Source organism: Pseudomonas sp. 8O, from assembly GCF_902506495.1.
Classification (GTDB): Bacteria; Pseudomonadota; Gammaproteobacteria; order Pseudomonadales; family Pseudomonadaceae; genus Aquipseudomonas; species Aquipseudomonas chaetocerotis.
The window spans coordinates 1,538,607-1,558,249 of record NZ_LR733265.1 but is presented as its reverse complement, the minus strand read 5'-3'; the positions used below and the strand labels follow the sequence as shown (position 1 = coordinate 1,558,249).

Sequence of the window (19,643 nt, the reverse complement as noted above, 5' to 3'; positions counted from 1 at the left end):
AGTGCCTGGCGCGTCACTGCCAGACGGGGTTTGGCCGACCTGTGGGGCTGTGTATACTGGCCGGCATTTTACCGTCCTGGGCCATATAGATGTTCGCCAACCTGATTGAATTCATCATCAACCACTACGTGCTGAGTGGAATGTTCGCCGTGCTGCTGGTGTTGCTGATCATCACCGAAATGCGCAAGGGCGGGCAGAGCCTGTCGAGCCGCGAGCTCACCGCGCTGGTCAACAGCGACAAGGGCGTGGTGCTCGACGTGCGCGCGCAGAAGGATTTCTCCGCCGGGCATATCGTCGATTCGCTGCACATCCCTTACGACAAGGTGGTGGCACGTGTCGCCGAGCTGGAAAAGCACAAGGCCAAGACTATCGTCGTCGTCGACGCCATGGGGCAGCATGCCGGCAGCGTTGCCCGCGAGCTGAAGAAGGCCGGTTTTACCGCCGCCAAGCTGTCCGGTGGCATCGCTACCTGGCGCGGCGACAACCTGCCGCTGGTGAAGTGACATGACCAAGGTGGTCGTCTACTCCAGCGATTGGTGCCCCTACTGCATGCGCGCCAAGCAACTGCTGGCCAGCAAAGGGGTGGACTTCGAGGAAATTCGTGTCGACGGCCAGCCGGCCATCCGCGCGGAGATGACCCGCAAGGCCGGCCGCACCTCGGTGCCGCAAATCTGGATCGGCAGCACCCATGTGGGTGGCTGTGACGACCTCTATGCCCTGGAGCGCGCCGGCAAGCTCGACGCCCTGCTGCAGAGCCCCGCTTGAAACCTCAACGTTAAGGAAGGCAAACGCCATGACCGAGCAAGCCAACAGCGGCGCAGCCGCTGCCGATTCGCAGAACCCGCAATTTTCCCTGCAGCGCATCTACGTCAAGGACCTGTCCTTCGAAGCGCCGAAGAGCCCGGAAATCTTCCGTCAGGAGTGGACGCCGAGCGTCGGCCTGGATCTGAACACCCGCCAGAAGGCCCTGGAAGGCGACTTCCACGAAGTGGTGCTGACCCTGTCGGTCACCGTGAAGAACGGCGAAGAAGTCGCCTTCATCGCTGAAGTGCAGCAGGCTGGCATCTTCCTGATCAAGGGCCTGGACGCCGCCTCGATGAGCCACACCCTCGGTGCCTTCTGCCCGAACATCCTGTTCCCGTATGCCCGCGAAGCGCTGGACAGCCTGGTGATCCGCGGCTCGTTCCCGGCCCTGATGCTGTCGCCGGTGAACTTCGATGCACTGTATGCCCAAGAGCTGCAGCGCATGCAGCAGGCTGACGAAACCACCGCTCACTGAGCGCTCGGTTCGATTGCATGAAAAAGCGCCCCTCGGGGCGCTTTTTTTGTTGTACGTGATCATGATCAGGCCGGGTGGTCAGTTGGTGCGCACGGCGCACTCTACAGATCACCGTCGGCGAAACCGTTCTGTCGCCAGGCCTCGTAAACGGTCACCGCCACGGTGTTGGACAGGTTCAGGCTGCGGCAACCAGCGCGCATCGGCAGGCGTACGCGCTGCTCCGGTGGCAGGGCGTTGCGCACTTCTTCGGGCAGGCCACGGCTTTCCGGACCGAACAGGAAGGCGTCGCCGGGCTGGTAGGCGATCTCGTGGAACGGCTGCGAGCCCTTGGTGGTGAAGGCGAACAGGCGCGGCTGGCCAAGGCTGTCGAGGCAGCTCTGCAGGTCCGGGTGGCGCTTGAGGGTGGCGTATTCGTGATAATCCAGGCCGGCGCGGCGCAGGCGCTTGTCGTCCAGTTCGAAGCCCAGCGGCTCGATCAGGTGCAGCTGGCAGCCGCTATTGGCGCACAGCCTGATAATGTTGCCGGTATTGGGCGGAATTTCCGGTTGAAAGAGGATGACGTGGAACATGCAACACTCCGAGCGCTGGGACGAGCGCCATTCTACGCCGCCAGAAGATCCACGGCCGCGTTTGCGCTGGCGTTTCGTGGCATCGGTGATGCTGATCGCCTTTCTCGTCGGCTTGATGATCGGCCGGGTGTTCGATCCACCACGTCTGCGTATCGAGGATGCCGAGGCCTGGGAGCAGGGACTACAGCTCTGGTTCAATCGTGAGCCACAGGCACAGGCCGAGCATGTCGACGGCGCCCTGGTGTATCGCTACGAGGATGCCTACGGGCGGGTACGCGAGGGGCAACTGGAGCTGCCGCTGGGGCTGGTGAACTGGCGCGTGGAGCGCGACGGACGGGATCTGTTGCTGGTGTTGGTATCACCCCGCCCGCTGGACGGGGAGTGGCGCGGTGCGCAAGAGGATGGACGTTGGCGGGCGCGCCTGACGTTGCGTCCCAAATAAAGAAGGGGATTCCCCGGCCTGCCTGTACCAAGGTCCCCGAAACGGGTGGCGCCGTGCTCATTGGCAGAGCAGCGGCGCGTTACACATGACGCGCGGTGGCGTCGAATAAAGAAGGGGATTCCCCGGCCTGCCTGTACCAAGGTCCCCGAAACTGGGATTGCCTTAGCATATGCAGGGCGTGTGCCAATTTTATTACCGCAGTGCAAAGGCGCTATTTCGCTGGGTTTGAGGCCCTCTGGCGAGGGTTGCGGCGCCATTTGCGGCGCCACGGTGCACCAGCGTGCAGCGTGATGCACCGATGGCGCACCATGCTGTTCTGGGGTGCTGGACAGTTGTTCAGCGTGGCAGCAGCGTCAGCGTGCCCAGGCTGTTGGCTTTGACGTCGGCCTCGCTCAGGTGCTGTGGCTGATATTTGCCGGCCACATGAGACGCTGCCTGATCGCCGTAATGCGCGTCGAACGGTACGCCGCTCTGGCCGACGGGAATGCCGCCCAGCGCCTTGTCGGCATCGGCCAGGTCGACCAGGCGCCGGGTCGAGGGGCCATAGACCACGGGCCAGGGCGCCGGGCCAACCTTGTGCGAGAGGTTGTTCGGCGTTTCATGGCCGCCTGGTGCGGCAAACGGGCCCACGTTCAGCAGCCAGGCCAGCGGCTGCTGCTGGCCAAGTGGGTGCTGATGGGTGAGGGTATGACCGCGGCCCCAGCTCCAGGCATCGACATCATTGCCGAGCACGCTGCGTAGATGCGTCAGGCTAGCGCGCCAGGCGTCGGCGACGATCTGTGCGCGGCTTTCGCGTTGCTCGCTGCCCTGGCGATTCCACCAGGGCGAGTCGGCATTGGCAGTCAGGCGGGGCAGGGCAGTGTCGAGCACGCGGGTTTGCAGCAGGCTGTCGAAGAACACCTCGCCCAGCTCGTCGGCCATGGCTTCGCGGGCAAGCTGATAGGTCAGTTGGTTGAACAGGGTGGCGGCCACGGAATCGAGTGCGTGGTCGCCATTCCACTTGGCCAGTTGTTCCGCCAGTGCGCGCTCCTCATCGGTCGCCGCTGCAGCTCGCAGCTCGTCGAGGATCGGCGCCAGCAGGCGCGGACCATAGCCGGTACCAGGATCGAGTTGCAGCGCCTGGCTGTTCTGCGTGTCCCATTTCACCGAGGCGTCGCTCAGGCGCTGGTTCAGGCGCTGGCCACGATCCGGCAGGTTGTAGTAACCGGGAATCTCGATGCCGCTGGCCGGCACGGGCTGGTAGTTGGCCGAGAGAATGTAGCCGCGCTGCGGGTTCTCTTCCTGCGGGTTGGCGCTGAAGGGGTGATAGCCGAGTTTGTCCGCGTCACCGCTGGCACCATCGAGAATGAAGGTCGGGTTGACCCCGGCCGGGCGCATCGGCAGCTTGGCTGCGGCCCACCAGCCGATATCGCCGCTGGCGCCTGCCCAGATCACGTTGAGGCCGGGCGCTTCGATCTTCTCGACGGCGGCGCGGGCCTTGTCCAGGCTGTCGGCGCGACCCAACTGGTAGAAGGCGTCGAGCATCGGGTTGTCGGTTTCGAGGAAGGCCCACCACATGGCGATCGGCGTGCTGCCGCTGGTCTGGCCCAGGGCATCGTTGATGATCGGCCCGTGCGGCGAGCGGCGCAGGGTGATCTGCACCGGCTCGGCACCTTTGACCTGGATGGTTTCCGTACGCTGCTCGAGGTCGACCCAGTTGCCCTGGTACCAGACCTGGTTGGCGTTGTCCGGGTTGACGCGCTCGGCGATCAGGTCGAGGTCGTCGTTCTGGAACATGGTCAGGCTCCAGGCGAAGTCGCGATTGTGGCCAAGCATGGCGCTGGGAATCAGTGCGTGGTGATAGCCATATAGCTCGTAGCCGGGCGCCTGCAGGTGCGCCTCGTACCAGACCGCTGGCAGCGAGAAGCGAATGTGCGGGTCACCTGCCAGCAGCGGTTTGCCGCTGGCGGTGCGACTGCCGGAAACAGCCCAGGCGTTGCTGCCCTCGAACTGCGGCAAGCCGGTGCCCTCCAGGGCGCTGTTGCTGAGTTGGGCGAGGGCGGAAAGATCCTGCCAGTCGCCGGCTGCCAGGGAGGTGCCGAGCACGCCCTGCGGATGCCAGTCGAGATCGAACAGCTCGAGATAGTCCGCACCCAGGGCGTCACGGATGTGGGTCATCACCGGTTCGGTGCGCAGAGCTGCAGCGAAGCTGTAGGCCATGTAGCCAGCGACACTGAGCGTATCGGCCATGGTAAAGGGACGTGGCTCGATGCCCAGCAGATCGAACTCCAGCGGACGTGGGCGGCTGGCCTGGTACTGGTTGACCCCTTCGAGATAGTGCTGCAGCGCCTGGGTGGACGAGCTCTCGGCGTCCAGCCGGGCGGCGTAGGCATCGGCGTGGCGGCCTATTTCCAGGGTGCGGAAGAGGCGGTCGGTGGGCACCAGCTTTTCGCCGAGCACTTCGGCCAGTTCACCGCGCGCCAGGCGCCGCAGGAGCTCCATCTGGAACAGACGATCCTGAGCGTGGACGAAACCGAGGGCTCGGTACATATCCGCTTCATTCTCGGCGCGAATGTGCGGTACGCCGCGTTCGTCGTAGTCGACCGTGACCGGCGCCTGCAGTGCGGCGAGTACCCATTCGCCGTCGCGTTGCGGTTGCTTGTCGTGCAGGTACCAGGTCAGGCCGCCAGCGGCGGCAGCAACCACCAAAGCAAGGGCGGTCAGGGAGCGTTTCATCGAGCGATCCTTATTGTTGTGAGGCAAGCGTGCGGGCATTTTGCTCAGGCGCGTGGGCAGCGGCATTGACCATATGCCTCAATGCTGAAAGTCTATGGTCAATACTTGCCCGGAACCGCCATGGTCGATAACGCCTTCGTCGCCCTTACCCACTCCTCGACCCTGCGTCGGCTGCTCTACGAGGCCCTGGCGGCGCTGGGGCTCGACCCGACCGACACCTATCGTCGTGCCTACGCCGGCGTGCCGCTGGCTGCGCCGCTGTTGGAAGCGCGCGAGGAGCACGACAATGCGCCGCGCTTCTGGCAGGCGCTGGAGGGCATCAGCGGTGACGCCGATATCGGCCTGCACCTGGGCGAGGTCATGCAGCCCCGGCCGATGGATGTGGTCAGCTACCTGCTGCTGGCGGCTCGCGATCTGCGCCAGGGCCTGCAGGCCTTCGTGCGTTTTCAGCACATTCTGTCCGGCGGTTTCGTTGCGCGGCTGGAGGAGCAGGGGGACGAGGCTCACCTGGTGATCGATCTCAACTACCGCGAGGTTGGCTCGCTGCGTCAGCAGATGGAGTGCCTGGCCGTGCTGCTGAGCAAGATGCTGGCGTCGGCCGCTGGCGGCGAGTTGCCGCTGCTGGGTGTGGAATTTCGTCATCGTGCTCCGCGCAAGCTTGCCGAGCATCGCCGTTTGCTGAGTGTCGAACCCCGTTTCTCGCGGCCGCACGACGTGCTGATCCTGCCGCGTGCGCTGCTCTCCCGGCCTTCGCGCAGCGCCAGCCCGCGGCTGTTCGAGGTGCTCAGCGAGGAAGCCGAGAAGCAGCTGGCGGGTTTGCTGGAGAACCAGCTGCTGGCGCGGGTGCGCTACTGGCTGGAGGTCAATCTGGGCGGTACGACCTGCAGCCTGGAGGCCTGTGCACGGGCGCTGGGCAGCAATCGCGGTGCCTTGCAGCGTTCGCTGAGTGAGCAGGGCAGCAGTTTTCGCGCACTGCACGATGAGGTGCGGCGCCTGCGTGCGTTGCGCCTGCTGGATCAGGGCCTGGGCGTGCGCGAGGTGGCGCGGGCCTGCGGTTTCGCCGAGTTGTCGCCGTTCTACCGCGCCTTTCGTCGCTGGCAGGGCGGGACGCCGCGCGGTCTGGTAGCGCGCCACGGATCGACTGGCGTTTGAGGTGCTCTCGGGTGGGTTAGCCGCCTGTCGCACTTGTCAGTCGATTCGCCATATCAGCTGCGGCGTAACCCACCGCCGGCGTAAGGCGATCTACCGCCTGGTGGGTTACGCGACGCCCTGCTTTGCTCGGTGACTGGGCGTTTGGTGTTCAGCGTCGCTAACCCACCCTTGTATCTACGGGGTCAATCGTTGCTCGGCTTGGCCCATTCACAGAAGCAGCCCACCGCCAGGGTATTGCTGGCATTCACCTTGCGCCCGGCCGCCAGCGCTTCGAGAATCGGCTCGATGAAGCTGTTGCTCGAGTTGCACACCAACCCTTCGCTGTAGGGGCCGAAGTAGGCCAGCTGGCCCTGTTTGTCCCAGATCGCTACGGCAGGGCTGGCCGGCAGGTTGGCGCTGCCGGGTAGCTCATCGATGGGTTGCAGCGCGGCCAGTTCGGCGGGCAGGCGGCCCTGGCTACCGGGCTTCTGTACGACATGAAATTGCACACCCTTTGGCGTGTAGTGTTCGATCAGTTCGGCCAGGTGCTGCTGGTTGCCGACATTGCATGGGCAGGCCGGGTCCCAGAAATGCACCAGGCGGATCGCACCGGGGCCACTCAGTTCAGCGGGCAGTTGCAGTTCGGCGCCGGAGAACACCGCTGCGCGCTCGTCGAAGGTGCGCAGGTAACGCGTTTCGAACCAGCGGTAGGCCAGCACCATGCCGGCCAGCCAGGCCAGGGCGAGCAGGGCGATGAGCAGGTTCTTGCGTGTCAGGCGGGGCATGGGGCAGGCCGGGCGTAAAAGGGCGTGTAGCTTGCCACGATGCGCCGGGCAGCTGAATATCGCAGCATTCGAGGAGATGTCGTCGGGATCGTCCGCGCGCATCCTGCAACCTATGGAAAGCCCTATGTCAGAGCCGTTTCAGCCCGATCAATTGCGCCCTCTGCTGCGACCCTTGGCCGCAGCACACCTGGATCTGCCGGCGCTGCAGGCGTATCGCAGCTTCTACGGCTTCGACCTGTCTGCGCGCTTTGCCGGGCTGGACAACCGCCTCGGCAGCTTCAATGCCGCCGGCTACCAGATTGCCGTGCAGCTGTGGGTGCCGGCCGAACCGCGTGGCACCCTGCTGTTGCTGCACGGCTATTACGACCATATGGGTCTGTACCGGCATGTGGTCGACTGGGCACTGAGCATGAATTTCGCCGTGCTCGCTTGCGACCTGCCAGGGCACGGCCTGTCCAGCGGTGCGCGCGCCAGCATCGGCGATTTTGCCGAGTATCAGCAGGTGCTGGGCGGGTTGTTCGAGCAGGCCAGCGAGCTGGGGTTGCCGCAGCCCTGGCATCTCTGTGGGCAGAGTACGGGCGGCGCGATTGCGCTGGATTATCTGCTCGCTGACGGCAAGCGCCTGGAGCTCGGGCAGAGCATTCTCCTCGCGCCACTGGTACGCCCGCGCGCCTGGGCTTGGTCGAAGCTCAGCTATCGAATGCTCAGCCCCTTCGTCCGCGAAATTCCACGGCGCTTCAGCGAAAACTCCAGCGACGCCGCCTTCATCGACTTCGTGCACAACCTCGATCCCCTGCAGCCGCGCAGTCTGCCGACTGCCTGGGTGGGGGCGTTGGCCAAGTGGGTACCGCGCATCGAGGCTGCCGGGCGCAGCGCACACAGCCCGTTGATCATTCAGGGCGAGGCGGACATGACCGTGGACTGGCGCCACAACCTCGAGGTGCTGCAGGACAAGTTCCATCAGCCGCAGATCCTGCGGCTGACGGAGGCGCGTCACCATCTGGCCAATGAGAGCGAGGCGCTGCGCCTGCGTTACTTCGATTTTCTGCGCGAGCGATTGACTTAGATGCCCTGCGGCGCCGGCGCCAGCTCGTTGGTGCTCATGCCCACCGCAAGGCCTGCGCGCAGCGCCTGCAGGGCGGCCTGGTAATAGGTTTTGCCCGCTTCCGACTGGGCGAATTCGACGAACTGCTCCAGTTCCGGGTCGCTCAGCTCGCGATAGACGTGCAGCAGGGTGTTGTCGAGATCCTGTTCGATCTGCGCCATCAGACGCTCACGCTGGCCATTGAGCAGCCCCTGAGCCTGACCGCCGCCGAGTAGGCCGGGAATCATCTGGCTGAGGCTGTCGGCCGCCACGCCGGCCAGCGCCAGACTGACTTCGGCGCCGGCTTCCTTGGCGGGAATGGCCTGGGCCAGGTGACGAATCAGCAGGCGACGGGTGGCATCGGCGTCGGTGCGTGGCAGACCATTGGCGTACTTGGCCAATTGGTCGCTACGGGTGGCCAGCGTCTCGGCGGCGACGATCTTGCGGCCCAGTGCGGATTCGAAGAAGGCCAGCGCCGGCTGCGGGTCAGCCAGCTCCTTGCTCAGGCTGTGTTGCGCACGCTGGTCGATGGCGGTAGCGGCGAAGCGGCGATTGCTGTTATCCACCAGTGCCTGAAACACCGCCGGTGGCAGGGTGCTGCGGTAGCGCTGCTGAGCAGCGTCGAGCGCCTGATTGAAATGTTCACGCTGTTGCGGCCAGCCGGCAGCCTGATACAGGCGCAGGTGGTCGTCTGCCAGGGCCGGCAAGGTCAGGCCAATCAGCAACAGGGCAAACAGAACGCGCATCGAAAACTCCTTGGCAAACTTTCCTGGCCGGCCGCAGGGTGCTGCGGCCGGTTATTTTCGGCGGCTGGCGGAGGCTTGTCGAGTCACGACATGCCACTGATACAATCGCCGCCATGACCGAATCCAGCCTGCAAGACCTCTTTTCCGGCCTTATCGACGACCTTGCCAGCCAGGGCTGGTCGCAACGGGCGTTGTTCGCCCCAGAAGTTCTGACCCGCGAACTGGCCGTCGAGTGCCGCACGCGTGCACAGAATGGCGAACTCAATGCCGCCAGCGTTGGTCGCGGGGGCACGCAGCAGGTGCAGGAAGGGATTCGTGGCGACCACATTCAATGGCTGGAACCTGGCCAGAGCCAAGCCTGTGATCAGTACCTGCAACTGATGGACGGTTTGCGTCAGGCACTCAATCAGGCGCTCTATCTGGGGCTCGAAGACTACGAATGCCACTTCGCCTGTTATGCACCGGGGGCCTTCTATCAGCGTCATCTCGATCGTTTTCGCGATGACGACCGCCGCACCGTGTCGGCGGTGTTCTATCTGAACGAGGACTGGCAGGCCGAGCAGGGCGGAGCGTTGCGCCTGTATCTGGCCGATGGCCGTGAGCATGACGTACTGCCTCAGGCTGGAACGCTGGCGCTGTTTCTGTCTTCCGAGATGCCTCACGAAGTGCTGCCGGCCACCCGCGAGCGACTGTCGTTGACCGGTTGGTTCAGACGTCGGGGTGGCGCGGTGCTCTGAGTTTTGCGAGCGGCAGTCATGGAGAGCGAGTCGATGCAGAAGATACTGGTCAGCCGCTGCCTGCTCGGGCATCGGGTGCGTTATGACGGCGGTGCTCATGGTCCCTTCGATCAGCTGCAGCGGTGGCTGGACGAAGGGCGAGTGGTGGCGCTGTGCCCGGAGGTGGCGGGTGGGTTGTCGACGCCGCGCCCGCCTGCGGAAATTCGCGATGGACAGGGTGGTGCGGTGTTGGATGGTCGGCTGCCCGTACTGACGATCGAAGGCGCGGATGTCACGGCTGCATTCGTCGACGGCGCCGAACAAGCGTTGGCGCTGGTGCACGAGCACGACATCCGCCTGGCACTGCTGAAGGCGCGAAGCCCTTCGTGTGGCAATCTGGAAAACTACGACGGCAGCTTCAGCGGTGTGCGAGTGCCGGGGGAGGGGGTTACTGCTGCCCTGCTGAAACGAGCCGGGGTGAAGGTGTTCAACGAAATGCAGTTGGACGAAGCAGCAGCCGAATTGGCGCGGTTGGAGCGCGATTGAGGTAGCCCGGATGCAATCCGGGGTACGGTGGTGCGCGCGGCGCACCCTACGGAATGAGAAAGGGAGGCCGAACAGGCTGTGTGAAAACTACTGCGCTTGGTCATGCTGCGTTAAAAACAGGCTCAGAATGCTCATTTACAACTCGTAAACTGCGCTTCTTCGCCTGTTTTTGCCTTGCCTGACCTTCGCTCGCTACGTTTTCACTCGGCCTGCGAAGCCTCCCTTTGTTCATTTCTGCAAACCTCCGGGGCTCGCGAGTCAGAGCGAGACAAGGCGGGAGCGACCGAGGAGAACGGAGTTTACGTTAGTAAATGAGCATCTCCGAGGTTGTTCCCAGCGCCGTATCGCCGACGCGCAGCAGCTCCGGTTTAGAACAGGACGCGGCTGCGGATTGTGCCATTGACGTGCTGCAGTTTCTCCAGCGCCAGGTCGGAGTACTCGGCGTCGACGTCGATCACCACGTAGCCGACCTTGTCGTTGGTCTGCAGGAACTGGCCGGAGATGTTGATGCCGTTGTCGGCGAACACCTTGTTGATTTCGCTCATCACGCCCGGAATGTTCTCGTGGATATGCAGCAGGCGGTGCTTGCCCGGGTGCGCTGGCAGGGCCACTTCAGGGAAGTTGACCGAGGACACCGAAGTACCGTTGTCACTGTACTTGACCAGCTTCTCGGCCACTTCCAGGCCGATGTTGGCCTGCGCTTCTGCGGTGGAACCACCGATGTGCGGGGTCAGGATCACGCGATCCAGGCCACGCAGCGGGCTCTCGAACTCTTCGTCGTTGGACTTGGGCTCGACCGGGAACACGTCGATGGCCGCGCCGATCAGGTGCTCGTCCTTGATCGCATTGGCCAGGTGATCCAGCTCGACCACGGTGCCGCGCGCGGCGTTGATCAGGATGCCGCCCTTCTTCATCGCGCGGATTTCCTTCTCGCCGATCATCCACTGGGTGGACGGCAGCTCAGGGACATGCAGAGACACGATGTCGCACAGGCCCAGCAGCTCGTACAGATCGCCGATCTGCGTGGCGTTACCCAGTGGCAGCTTGGTCACGGTGTCGTAGAAGAACACTTGCATGCCCAGGGCCTCGGCCAGTACCGAAAGCTGGGTGCCGATGGAGCCGTAGCCGACGATGCCCAGCTTCTTGCCGCGGATCTCGAAGGAGTTGGCCGCCGACTTGATCCAGCCGCCACGGTGGCAGGAGGCGTTCTTCTCGGGAATGCCGCGCAGCAACAGGATGGCCTGGGCCAGTACCAGTTCGGCGACCGAGCGGGTGTTGGAGTAAGGCGCGTTGAATACCGCGATACCACGCTCACGGGCGGCATTCAGGTCGACCTGGTTGGTACCGATGCAGAAGCAACCGACGGCGACCAGCTTCTTCGCGCAGTCGAAGACTTCTGCCGTCAGCTGGGTGCGAGAGCGAATACCGATGAAGTGGGCATCGGCGATCTTTTCTTTCAGCTCTTCGCCTGACAGCGCGCCCTTGAGGTACTCGATGTTGCTATAGCCGGCGGCCTTCAGGGTGTCCACGGCATTCTGGTGGACGCCTTCGAGAAGAAGGAACTTGATCTTGCTCTTGTCGAGAGAGGTCTTGCTCATCGGAGTACCTGTTGTCCCAGGGATGTTGGCAGGGAAGGGCCGAGAAACTCAGCCAGCGCCCGTAGATCGCTGCATGGCTCGATTCACGGGGTGCGTATGCTAGCATGTTCGCCTTTTTCAATGCTCGGTTGCGACCTGAATGGTTCTCAGGGCGACCATGAATCCTTTGAGAGTTCCGTAGATGACCACCCCTGCCCAGATCGAAGAGCTGAAGACCCTGGTTGAACCCGGCAAGGTACTGACCGACGCCGATTCCCTCGAGGCCTATGGCAAGGACTGGACCAAGCATTTCGCCCCGGCGCCTTCGGCCATCGTCTTCCCCAAGACTACCGAGCAGGTGCAGGCCATCGTGCGCTGGGCCAACGCGCACAAGATCGCCCTCGTGCCGTCTGGCGGCCGTACCGGCCTTTCGGCCGCAGCCGTGGCGGCCAACGGCGAAGTGGTGGTGGCGTTCGACTACATGAACCAGATTCTCTCGTTCAACGAGTACGACCGTGCAGCGGTATGCCAGCCGGGCGTGGTGACCAAGCAGCTGCAGCTGTTCGCCGAAGAGAAAGGCCTCTATTACCCGGTGGACTTCGCCTCTTCAGGGTCCAGCCAGATTGGCGGCAATATCGGCACCAATGCCGGCGGTATCAAGGTGATTCGCTACGGCATGACCCGCAACTGGGTGGCGGGCCTGAAGGTCGTGACCGGTACCGGCGAACTGCTTGAACTGAACAAGGACCTTATCAAGAACGCCACCGGTTACGATCTGCGCCAGCTGTTCATCGGTGCCGAAGGTACGCTGGGCTTCGTGGTCGAGGCGACCATGCGCCTGGATCGCGCGCCGAAGAACCTCACCGCGATGGTGCTCGGCACCGCTGATTTCGACTCGATCATGCCGGTGCTGCACGCCTTCCAGAGCAAGCTCGACCTGACTGCGTTCGAGTTCTTCTCCGACAAGGCCCTGGCCAAGGTGCTCGGCCGTGGCGACGTGCCGGCGCCGTTCGAAAGCGAATGCCCCTTCTATGCCTTGCTGGAGTTCGAAGCCAGTACCGAGGAAGTGGCCAACCAGGCGCTGGAAACCTTCGAGTACTGCGTCGAGCAGGGTTGGGTGGTCGACGGCGTGATGAGCCAGAGCGAGCAGCAGCTGCAGAACCTGTGGAAGCTGCGCGAATACATCTCCGAGACCATCAGCCACTGGACACCTTACAAGAACGACATCTCGGTCACGGTCAGCCAGGTGCCGGCCTTCCTCAAGGATATCGACGCCATCGTCGAAGCCAACTACCCGGATTTCGAGGTGGTGTGGTTCGGTCATATCGGTGACGGCAACCTGCACCTGAATATCCTCAAGCCCGAGAACCTGTCCAAGGACGAGTTCTTCGCCAAGTGCGCAGTGGTCAACAAGTGGGTGTTCGAGACCGTACAGAAGTACAACGGCTCGATCAGCGCCGAGCACGGTGTGGGCATGACCAAGCGTGATTACCTGCACTACAGTCGTTCGCCGGCGGAAATTGCCTGCATGAAGGCGGTCAAGGCGGTGTTCGATCCCAACGGCATCATGAACCCCGGCAAGATTTTCGCGGTTTGATCTCGTAGGGTGCGCTACGCGCACCCATGATCCAACGCGTCTTGGTGCGCACGGCGCACCCTACTGATCAGGAGTCCCCGATGAGTTATCAGCACCAGTACGTCGACGGAACCACCGTCCACTTCCCCCTCGGCAAGGTCGTTTGCATTGGCCGCAACTACGCCGAGCACGCCAGGGAACTGAACAACCCGGTGCCCAGCGAGCCCTTGCTATTCATCAAACCGGGCTCCTGTGTTGTGCCGCTCGATAGTGGCTTCGCCATTCCCGAGGATCGCGGTTCGGTGCATTACGAGGCGGAAATCGCTGTGCTGATTGGCAAGCCGCTGTCGAAGGCGCCGGATGCCGAGGAAGTGCGTGACGCCATCAGCGGCTTCGCCCCGGCCCTGGACCTGACCCTGCGTGACGTGCAAGCCAAGCTCAAGGAGAAGGGCTATCCCTGGGAAATCGCCAAGAGCTTCGACGGTGCCTGCGTGCTGGCGCCTTTCGTACCCGGCGATGCCATCGAGGACCTGGCCGATATCGGCATTCGCCTGGTGATCAACGGCGAAACCCGCCAAGACGGCAACAGCCGCGACATGCTCAACCCCATCCTCAGCATGATCCAGCACATGGCCGGGCACTTCGCCCTGCAGCCGGGTGACGTGATTCTCACCGGCACGCCGGTCGGCGTTGGCGCGCTGAACAAGGGCGATGAGCTGGTGCTGGAGTTGGTCGGTCACAGTAGTTTCAACAGCCGCGTGCTATAGAACTGCCCACGATCCCGCTGCGCGTCGGCCCTGCGGCGTTAAAAACAGGCTCGGAATGCTCATGTACAAAAGTACACTCCGCTTCCTCGCCTGTTTTTGCCTTGCATGGCTCTAGCTCGCAAGATCGTGCACAGGTTCTATACCAATCGTCGCCTCTTCAGGCGGCGGAACTCTTCCAGACATCGGATGTCGGATCGCCATCAAGCAGCCGAGCCGTCGCCGATGCCCTCCCTTCGTTCCCGCCTTTCTCGTCCCCGTTGCTGGTTGTCCGGCATAGCCGTGCTGGCCGCGATCACGGTCGTAAAAACCCAGCATTGGGATGATCGCGCCCTGCTCTGGTGGCAGGAGGGGCATACGCCGTTGGTCGAGCGCTTGGCCAGCGTCTGGTTGCCTGGCTACCGTGCGGTTATTCAGGCCAAGCCCTTGTCTGGCCTGGAGCGAGATGAAACCTCGGGGCTTACCTACAACCCGGTAACCGGCACACTCTTCACCGTCACGGGCAAGAATCCACTGTTGGTGGAGCTCTCGCGTGAGGGGGAGGTGTTGCGGCGTATCCAGCTGAAGGGCTTCTCTGATCCGGAAGCGGTAGAGATGATGGATAACGGGCGCATGGCCATCGTCGATGAACGTCGTCGTCAGCTCACCACCTTTACCCTGCATGACGACGACCTGGAACTGGATGCGGCCGATTTACCCGGTTTCGACCTGGGCTTTGTCGACGCGGGTAACAAGGGCTTCGAAGCCGTTGGCTGGGATGCGCGCAGCAGCAGCCTGATGCTGGGCAAGGAGCGTAGCCCGATGGGCTTGTTCAGCCTGCCTTTTCCTGGCGAGGACGGTGCTGCTGGCGTGATGCAGCCTTTCAACTACGACAGTCTGGGAGTGCGCGATATTTCTTCGCTGAGTATCGATGCGCGTACCGGCCATGCGCTGGTGCTGTCCGATGAGTCGCGCATGCTGCTGGAGCTGGATCGTAGTGGTCACCCGATCAGCTTTCTCAGCCTTAGCGGCGGTCTCAACGGTCTGGAACAGGGCATCAAGCAGGCCGAAGGCGTGACCATGGACGAAGAGGGCAACATCTATATCGTCGCCGAGCCCAATCTTTTTTATGTGTTCAGCAAGGCGCAACCGGGTGCCAGTTGAGTGGGGTGGCGGATTCAGTTTGGCTTAAGCCGCGATTCAGTCTGGCTTCAGCTAGCGGCACTAATCTGACCCCGTCACTTACGAACAACGAGGTTCACACCATGAAACGTACCGCTCTCGCTCTGATGGTTCTGCCGCTGCTCAGCACTGCCGCTTTCGCTACTGGCTACACCGGCCCGGGCGCGACCCCGCAGGTCACCACCGTGTCCGCTGCACTGGAAGCTGCCGATGACACCCATGTTGTTCTGGAAGGTCAGATCGTCAAGCGCCTGCAGGACGAGCTCTACGAGTTCAAGGACGCCACCGGCACCATCCAGGTGGAAATCGACGACGAAGACTGGCCGGGCCAGACAGTTTCGGAAACCGCCAAGGTGCGTCTGAGCGGTGAAGTCGACAAGGACTTCAACAGCCGCGAGATCGATGTCGATCGCGTCGAACTGATCAACTGATCGCGATATCCCGCCCGCCCGCCACGTCAAGCCCGTGGCGGGCTTTTCCGTGGTAGTCAGAGAAGTCCATCATGCGTCGTTTGCTCTCCATAAGCCCCTGGCTCTATCTGCTGTTCTTCGTGTTGTTGATTGGCGCCGTGCTGGGCCAGCAGTATCGGTTGTTCGAGCGAGCCTGGTTCTCCGTGCAGGAATGGCAGTATGGCGCGCAGTGGCGTGATCAGTCGCTGTGGCTGGGTGACTATCGCGTGGTGATCGAGGCCAAGCCGATTGCCGATATAAGCGATGTGTCGGCACTGACCTATGACCCGGATCGGCGCAGCCTGTTCAGCGTCACCAACAAGCCGGCCAAGGTGATCGAGATCAGCCTGGAGGGCGAGCTCAAGCGCACCATCGATCTTGAAGGTTTTGGTGATCCCGAGGCCATCGAATATGTGGCGCCCGGCACCTATGTGATTGCCGATGAGCGCGAGCAGCGCCTGGTCAAGGTGCGCATTGACGATGACAGTCGCGTGCTCGATGCGGCCGACTTCCAGCAACTCTCCCTGGGTATCGGGCGCAACGGCAACAAGGGTTTCGAGGGTTTGGCCTACGATGCGCAGAATCAGCGTCTGCTGGTGGCCAAGGAACGCGATCCGGTGCGTATCTTCGAGGTGCTCGGCTTCCCCCATGTCGACGAGAGCAAGCCGCTGGCGCTGCAGGTCAATACTGACCCAAAGCGCGATGCGCGGCTGTTCGTGCGCGACCTTTCCAGCCTCGACTTCGATACGGCGACTGGCCATCTGCTGGCGCTTTCGGATGAGTCGCGCCTGGTGATCGAGTTGAACACCGAGGGCAAGCCGATCAGTACCCTGTCGCTGCTACGTGGCCAACATGGCCTGCAGCGCAGTGTGCCGCAGGCCGAGGGGGTGGCGACGGACGACGACGGCAACCTGTACCTGATCAGTGAGCCGAACCTGTTCTATATGTTCAGGAAGCAGGACGACTAGCCCGTCTGGTCGTCCGTTTGCGCATCGGGCGCATTCTTCTGCACCGACTCGATGCCGCTCTTGCAACTGGCGGCGCTGGCATACATCTGACTTTGCCCGACTACCTGGCCGTTGGTGGCCATGAGCAGGAAGTAGTGTTTTTCGTTGCTCGAGGTCTTGGTCTCGAAGGCGCCGTCGCGTTGTGAATTCTTCTTCACCGACTCGATGCCGTTCAGTGCCGAATCCTTGGCCTTGTACATCTCACTGGTGAGGATGACCTGGCCATTGCTGGCCAGCAGGTTGAAGTGGAATTGGCCGTCTTTGGCTTTCTTCAGCTCGAACTTTCCAGGCATGTTCATTTCTCCCTGAGCGCCCGGCGGTATGCCGCAGCGACGTTCAGCAAGCGTAGACCATCAATGCGAATGGCTCTTGCCGACATGGGTATGGCCATCGTCCGGCAGCGGCTGCACGCCGCCGCTGACGTTGAGCTGGCGCAGGATGCCGCAGTCTTCCGCCTCCTTGGGGCCGTTGCAACGGTCGCGCAACTCGGTGAGTTGGTCGCGCAGCGCCTGCAGGCTGTCGATGCGCGCCTGAACATGTTCGATATGTTCGTCCACCAGGCTGTTGATGCCGGCGCAGCTTTCGTGTGGCAGGTCACGTAGGGCCAGTAGCCGCTGAATCTCTTCCAGGGTCATGTCCAGCGTCCGGCAGTTGCGGATGAACACCAGGCGTTCCAGGTGGGGGGCGCCGTACAGGCGGTAGTTGCCTTCGCTGCGTGCGGGCGCCGGCAGCAGGCCTTCACGTTCGTAGTAGCGGACGGTTTCTGCCTGGCAGCCGGCCTTTTTCGCCAATTCTCCGATTTTCATGGGATCGCTCCGTGGGTGCTTGACCCTATAGTGACTACAGGGTGTGTACTCGGCAATAGACACCTGACGGAGATTTGCCATGAGCCGCTGCTGCGATCACTCGCACCAACAGTCACCCGCTCACCCTGGGCATGCCCACGATCACGAGGCCGTACCGCAACCAGCGGACGCCGCGCTGGCGGGCGCGCGCAATACCCGCATTCGCATCGAGCAGATGGATTGCCCCACGGAAGAACGCCTGATTCGCGACGCGCTGGGGCGCCTGCCTGGCGTGGCTGGCCTGCATTTCAATCTGCTGCAGCGCGTGCTGACCGTGAGTCATGACGAGGGCATGCTGGCGCAGGTGCTGCCCGCCATCTGCGCATTGGGCTTCACTCCGCAGGTGGAGGACGAGGGTGTTGCTCGGCAGCCGGTCGTCGTGTCTGAGAGAAAGCCCTGGTGGCCGCTGGCGCTGGCGGGTGGGGTGGCAACCGCTTCGGAAGTCGTGCATTTCACCGGGCTCGGCCCGGACTGGCTGGTAGCGCTACTGGCCGTTGCCGCCATCCTGATGTGCGGGTTGAACATCTACAAGAAGGGCTGGATCGCCCTGAAGAACCGCAACCTCAATATCAATGCCCTGATGAGCATCGCCGTGACCGGCGCGGTGCTGATCGGCCAGTGGCCGGAAGCGGCGATGGTGATGGTGTTGTTCACCCTGGCCGAGTTGATCGAGGCGCGCTCGCTGGATCGGGCGCGTAACGCCATACGCGGGCTGATGGATCTGGCGCCGCCGCGCGCCACCGTGCAGCAGGCTGATGGCAGTTGGCAGGAGGTCGACGTGCAGGCTATCGGTCTGGGCGCCGTGGTGCGGGTACGTCCCGGCGAGCGCATCAGCCTCGATGGTGAGGTGGTCGGCGGTTCGTCGACGGTGAATCAGGCGCCGATCACCGGGGAAAGCCTGCCGGTGGAGAAACGCGCGGGCGACTCGGTGTTCGCTGGCACCATCAACGAGGCCGGCTCGCTGGAATTTCGTGTGAGCGCGACGGCACGCGACACGACGCTGGCGCGCATCATCCATGCGGTGGAAGAGGCGCAGGGCTCGCGTGCACCGACCCAGCGTTTCGTCGATCAGTTCTCGCGCATCTATACCCCAGCGGTCTTTGCCTTCGCTCTGGCGGTGGCCGTGCTGCCGCCTCTGGTCATCGGTGGCGCCTGGCTCGACTGGGTCTACCGCGCGCTGGTTCTGCTGGTGGTGGCCTGCCCCTGTGCGCTGGTGATTTCCACCCCGGTGACCATCGTCAGCGGCCTGGCGGCCGCCGCGCGCAAGGGCATCCTGATCAAGGGCGGCGTCTATCTGGAGAACGGGCGGCATCTGGCCCTGCTGGCGCTGGACAAGACCGGCACGCTGACCCATGGCAAGCCGGTGCAGACCGACAGCCTCCACTTGCTGGAAGTGGATGAACCGCTGCACGCCGCCTGGGCAGCGAGCCTGGCCGCGCGCTCGGATCACCCGGTTTCCAGGGCGTTGGCCCAGCGTGCCGAAGAGCAGGGGCAGGCGTTGCATGCTGTCGAGGATTTCGAGGCGCTGCCCGGGCGGGGTAGCAAAGGGCGGATCGATGGCACGCTTCTCCATATAGGTAACCACCGCCTGGTCGAAGACCTCGGGCTGTGCTCGGCGCAACTGGAGCAGCGCCTCGAGGCACTGGAACGCCAGGGCAAGAGCGTGGTGGTGCTGTGCGACGAACAGCGCGCGCTGATGCTCTTCGCCGTGGCCGACACGGTGCGCCAGACCAGCCGCGAGGCGGTCGCCGAACTTCACGAACTGGGTGTGCGTACCTGCATGCTCAGCGGTGACAACGCCCATACCGCCGCGGCCATCGCCGAACAGGTTGGTGTCGACGAGGCACGTGGCGACCTGTTGCCAGCCGACAAGCTGGCCTGGGTGGAGGCGAGCCAGGCACGCGGCAAGGTGGTCGGAATGGTCGGTGATGGCATCAACGATGCGCCGGCTCTGGCCAAGGCCGAGATCGGCTTCGCCATGGGCGCCGCCGGCACCGACACCGCCATCGAGACGGCCGACGTGGCATTGATGGACGATGATCTACGCAAGATTCCGGCCTTCGTTCGCCTGTCTCGGCAGACCCACGCCATTCTCGTGCAGAACATCGTCCTGGCACTGGGGATCAAGGCCATCTTCCTGGCCATGACCCTGGTGGGCGAGGCGACCATGTGGATGGCCGTGTTCGCCGATATGGGCGTGAGCCTGATGGTGGTGTTCAACGGCCTGCGCTTGCTGCGCAAATGAGGAGTG

At 63.3% G+C, this 19,643-nt stretch carries 21 protein-coding genes; 14 read left to right on the top strand and 7 right to left on the bottom strand.

The features are described from left to right. Nucleotides 1-89: 89 nt before the first annotated feature. Genes GV002_RS20680 through secB form a run of 3 tightly spaced genes read left to right on the top strand, consistent with a single transcriptional unit; the run spans nucleotide 90 to nucleotide 1,279 of the window. On the top strand, nucleotides 90-503 hold the full coding sequence (locus GV002_RS20680; protein WP_160020125.1) for a rhodanese-like domain-containing protein: 414 nt from the start codon (nucleotides 90-92) through the stop codon (nucleotides 501-503). Between the two features lies 1 nt (nucleotide 504). Then, nucleotides 505-765: a glutaredoxin 3 gene (gene grxC / locus GV002_RS20675; protein WP_160020124.1), complete on the top strand. Its 261-nt coding sequence runs from the start codon at nucleotides 505-507 to the stop codon at nucleotides 763-765. A 28-nt stretch (nucleotides 766-793) separates the two neighbouring features. After that, the gene (gene secB, locus GV002_RS20670) at nucleotides 794-1,279 is read left to right on the top strand and encodes a protein-export chaperone SecB (RefSeq protein ID WP_160020123.1); all 486 of its coding nucleotides are present in this window, start codon (nucleotides 794-796) and stop codon (nucleotides 1,277-1,279) included. 101 nt (nucleotides 1,280-1,380) lie between these two features. On the opposite strand, the gene trmL is transcribed toward secB, so the two are convergent. Beyond that, nucleotides 1,381-1,848 (bottom strand): tRNA (uridine(34)/cytosine(34)/5-carboxymethylaminomethyluridine(34)-2'-O)-methyltransferase TrmL, encoded by a 468-nt coding sequence (gene trmL / locus GV002_RS20665; protein ID WP_160020122.1) that lies wholly within the window; start codon nucleotides 1,846-1,848, stop codon nucleotides 1,381-1,383. Between trmL and GV002_RS20660 the strand changes: the two genes are divergently transcribed. Further along, nucleotides 1,847-2,290, top strand: a complete 444-nt coding sequence (locus tag GV002_RS20660; RefSeq protein WP_160020121.1) for a hypothetical protein — start codon at nucleotides 1,847-1,849, stop codon at nucleotides 2,288-2,290. The genes trmL and GV002_RS20660 overlap by 2 nt on opposite strands. Before the next feature lie 336 nt (nucleotides 2,291-2,626). Here GV002_RS20660 and GV002_RS20655 read toward each other — a convergent pair whose 3' ends face one another. Continuing rightward, on the bottom strand, nucleotides 2,627-5,005 hold the full coding sequence (locus GV002_RS20655; protein ID WP_178094743.1) for a penicillin acylase family protein: 2,379 nt from the start codon (nucleotides 5,003-5,005) through the stop codon (nucleotides 2,627-2,629). A 120-nt stretch (nucleotides 5,006-5,125) separates the two neighbouring features. On the opposite strand from GV002_RS20655, the gene GV002_RS20650 reads away from it, so the two are divergent. Continuing rightward, entirely contained in the window at nucleotides 5,126-6,157 is a 1,032-nt protein-coding gene (locus GV002_RS20650; protein ID WP_160020119.1) for an AraC family transcriptional regulator, read from the top strand. A 182-nt stretch (nucleotides 6,158-6,339) separates the two neighbouring features. Here GV002_RS20650 and GV002_RS20645 read toward each other — a convergent pair whose 3' ends face one another. Next, entirely contained in the window at nucleotides 6,340-6,921 is a 582-nt protein-coding gene (locus tag GV002_RS20645) for a DUF6436 domain-containing protein (RefSeq protein ID WP_160020118.1), read from the bottom strand. A 124-nt stretch (nucleotides 6,922-7,045) separates the two neighbouring features. On the opposite strand from GV002_RS20645, the gene GV002_RS20640 reads away from it, so the two are divergent. Beyond that, the gene (locus GV002_RS20640; protein ID WP_160020117.1) at nucleotides 7,046-7,987 is read left to right on the top strand and encodes an alpha/beta hydrolase; all 942 of its coding nucleotides are present in this window, start codon (nucleotides 7,046-7,048) and stop codon (nucleotides 7,985-7,987) included. On the opposite strand, the gene GV002_RS20635 is transcribed toward GV002_RS20640, so the two are convergent. Then, nucleotides 7,984-8,751 carry a hypothetical protein gene (locus GV002_RS20635; RefSeq protein ID WP_160020116.1) on the bottom strand — a complete coding sequence of 256 codons (768 nt, stop codon included), beginning with the start codon at nucleotides 8,749-8,751 and terminating at the stop codon, nucleotides 7,984-7,986. The genes GV002_RS20640 and GV002_RS20635 overlap by 4 nt on opposite strands. Nucleotides 8,752-8,864: 113 nt before the next feature. On the opposite strand from GV002_RS20635, the gene GV002_RS20630 reads away from it, so the two are divergent. Together GV002_RS20630 and GV002_RS20625 are read left to right on the top strand one after the other, a co-directional pair. Then, nucleotides 8,865-9,488 carry a 2OG-Fe(II) oxygenase gene (locus tag GV002_RS20630; RefSeq protein WP_160020115.1) on the top strand — a complete coding sequence of 208 codons (624 nt, stop codon included), beginning with the start codon at nucleotides 8,865-8,867 and terminating at the stop codon, nucleotides 9,486-9,488. A gap of 33 nt (nucleotides 9,489-9,521) precedes the next feature. Next, nucleotides 9,522-10,013: a DUF523 domain-containing protein gene (locus GV002_RS20625; protein ID WP_160020114.1), complete on the top strand. Its 492-nt coding sequence runs from the start codon at nucleotides 9,522-9,524 to the stop codon at nucleotides 10,011-10,013. 368 nt (nucleotides 10,014-10,381) lie between these two features. On the opposite strand, the gene serA is transcribed toward GV002_RS20625, so the two are convergent. Beyond that, complete coding sequence (gene serA / locus GV002_RS20620) at nucleotides 10,382-11,611, bottom strand: phosphoglycerate dehydrogenase (protein ID WP_160020113.1); 1,230 nt, start codon at nucleotides 11,609-11,611, stop codon at nucleotides 10,382-10,384. Nucleotides 11,612-11,792: 181 nt separating this feature from the next. Between serA and GV002_RS20615 the strand changes: the two genes are divergently transcribed. The 5 genes from GV002_RS20615 to GV002_RS20595 all read left to right on the top strand — a co-directional run bounded on the left by GV002_RS20615 (nucleotide 11,793) and on the right by GV002_RS20595 (nucleotide 16,508). Further along, nucleotides 11,793-13,187 (top strand): FAD-binding oxidoreductase, encoded by a 1,395-nt coding sequence (locus GV002_RS20615; RefSeq protein ID WP_092378399.1) that lies wholly within the window; start codon nucleotides 11,793-11,795, stop codon nucleotides 13,185-13,187. An 80-nt stretch (nucleotides 13,188-13,267) separates the two neighbouring features. Next, on the top strand, nucleotides 13,268-13,933 hold the full coding sequence (locus GV002_RS20610; RefSeq protein WP_160020112.1) for a fumarylacetoacetate hydrolase family protein: 666 nt from the start codon (nucleotides 13,268-13,270) through the stop codon (nucleotides 13,931-13,933). A 222-nt stretch (nucleotides 13,934-14,155) separates the two neighbouring features. Continuing rightward, nucleotides 14,156-15,073: an SdiA-regulated domain-containing protein gene (locus GV002_RS20605; protein WP_160020111.1), complete on the top strand. Its 918-nt coding sequence runs from the start codon at nucleotides 14,156-14,158 to the stop codon at nucleotides 15,071-15,073. A gap of 101 nt (nucleotides 15,074-15,174) precedes the next feature. Then, nucleotides 15,175-15,522 carry a NirD/YgiW/YdeI family stress tolerance protein gene (locus GV002_RS20600; RefSeq protein ID WP_160020110.1) on the top strand — a complete coding sequence of 116 codons (348 nt, stop codon included), beginning with the start codon at nucleotides 15,175-15,177 and terminating at the stop codon, nucleotides 15,520-15,522. 71 nt (nucleotides 15,523-15,593) lie between these two features. After that, complete coding sequence (locus GV002_RS20595) at nucleotides 15,594-16,508, top strand: SdiA-regulated domain-containing protein (RefSeq protein WP_160020109.1); 915 nt, start codon at nucleotides 15,594-15,596, stop codon at nucleotides 16,506-16,508. Here the strand turns inward: GV002_RS20595 and GV002_RS20590 are convergent. Next, complete coding sequence (locus GV002_RS20590; RefSeq protein ID WP_160020108.1) at nucleotides 16,505-16,840, bottom strand: YegP family protein; 336 nt, start codon at nucleotides 16,838-16,840, stop codon at nucleotides 16,505-16,507. The two genes, GV002_RS20595 and GV002_RS20590, sit on opposite strands and share 4 nt — an antisense overlap. A gap of 60 nt (nucleotides 16,841-16,900) precedes the next feature. Next, complete coding sequence (gene cadR, locus GV002_RS20585) at nucleotides 16,901-17,353, bottom strand: Cd(II)/Pb(II)-responsive transcriptional regulator (protein WP_160020107.1); 453 nt, start codon at nucleotides 17,351-17,353, stop codon at nucleotides 16,901-16,903. 79 nt (nucleotides 17,354-17,432) lie between these two features. Here cadR and GV002_RS20580 point away from each other — a divergent pair, with 79 nt between their 5' ends. Beyond that, nucleotides 17,433-19,637, top strand: a complete 2,205-nt coding sequence (locus GV002_RS20580) for a heavy metal translocating P-type ATPase (protein ID WP_160020106.1) — start codon at nucleotides 17,433-17,435, stop codon at nucleotides 19,635-19,637. The last annotated feature ends 6 nt before the right edge of the window (nucleotides 19,638-19,643 follow it).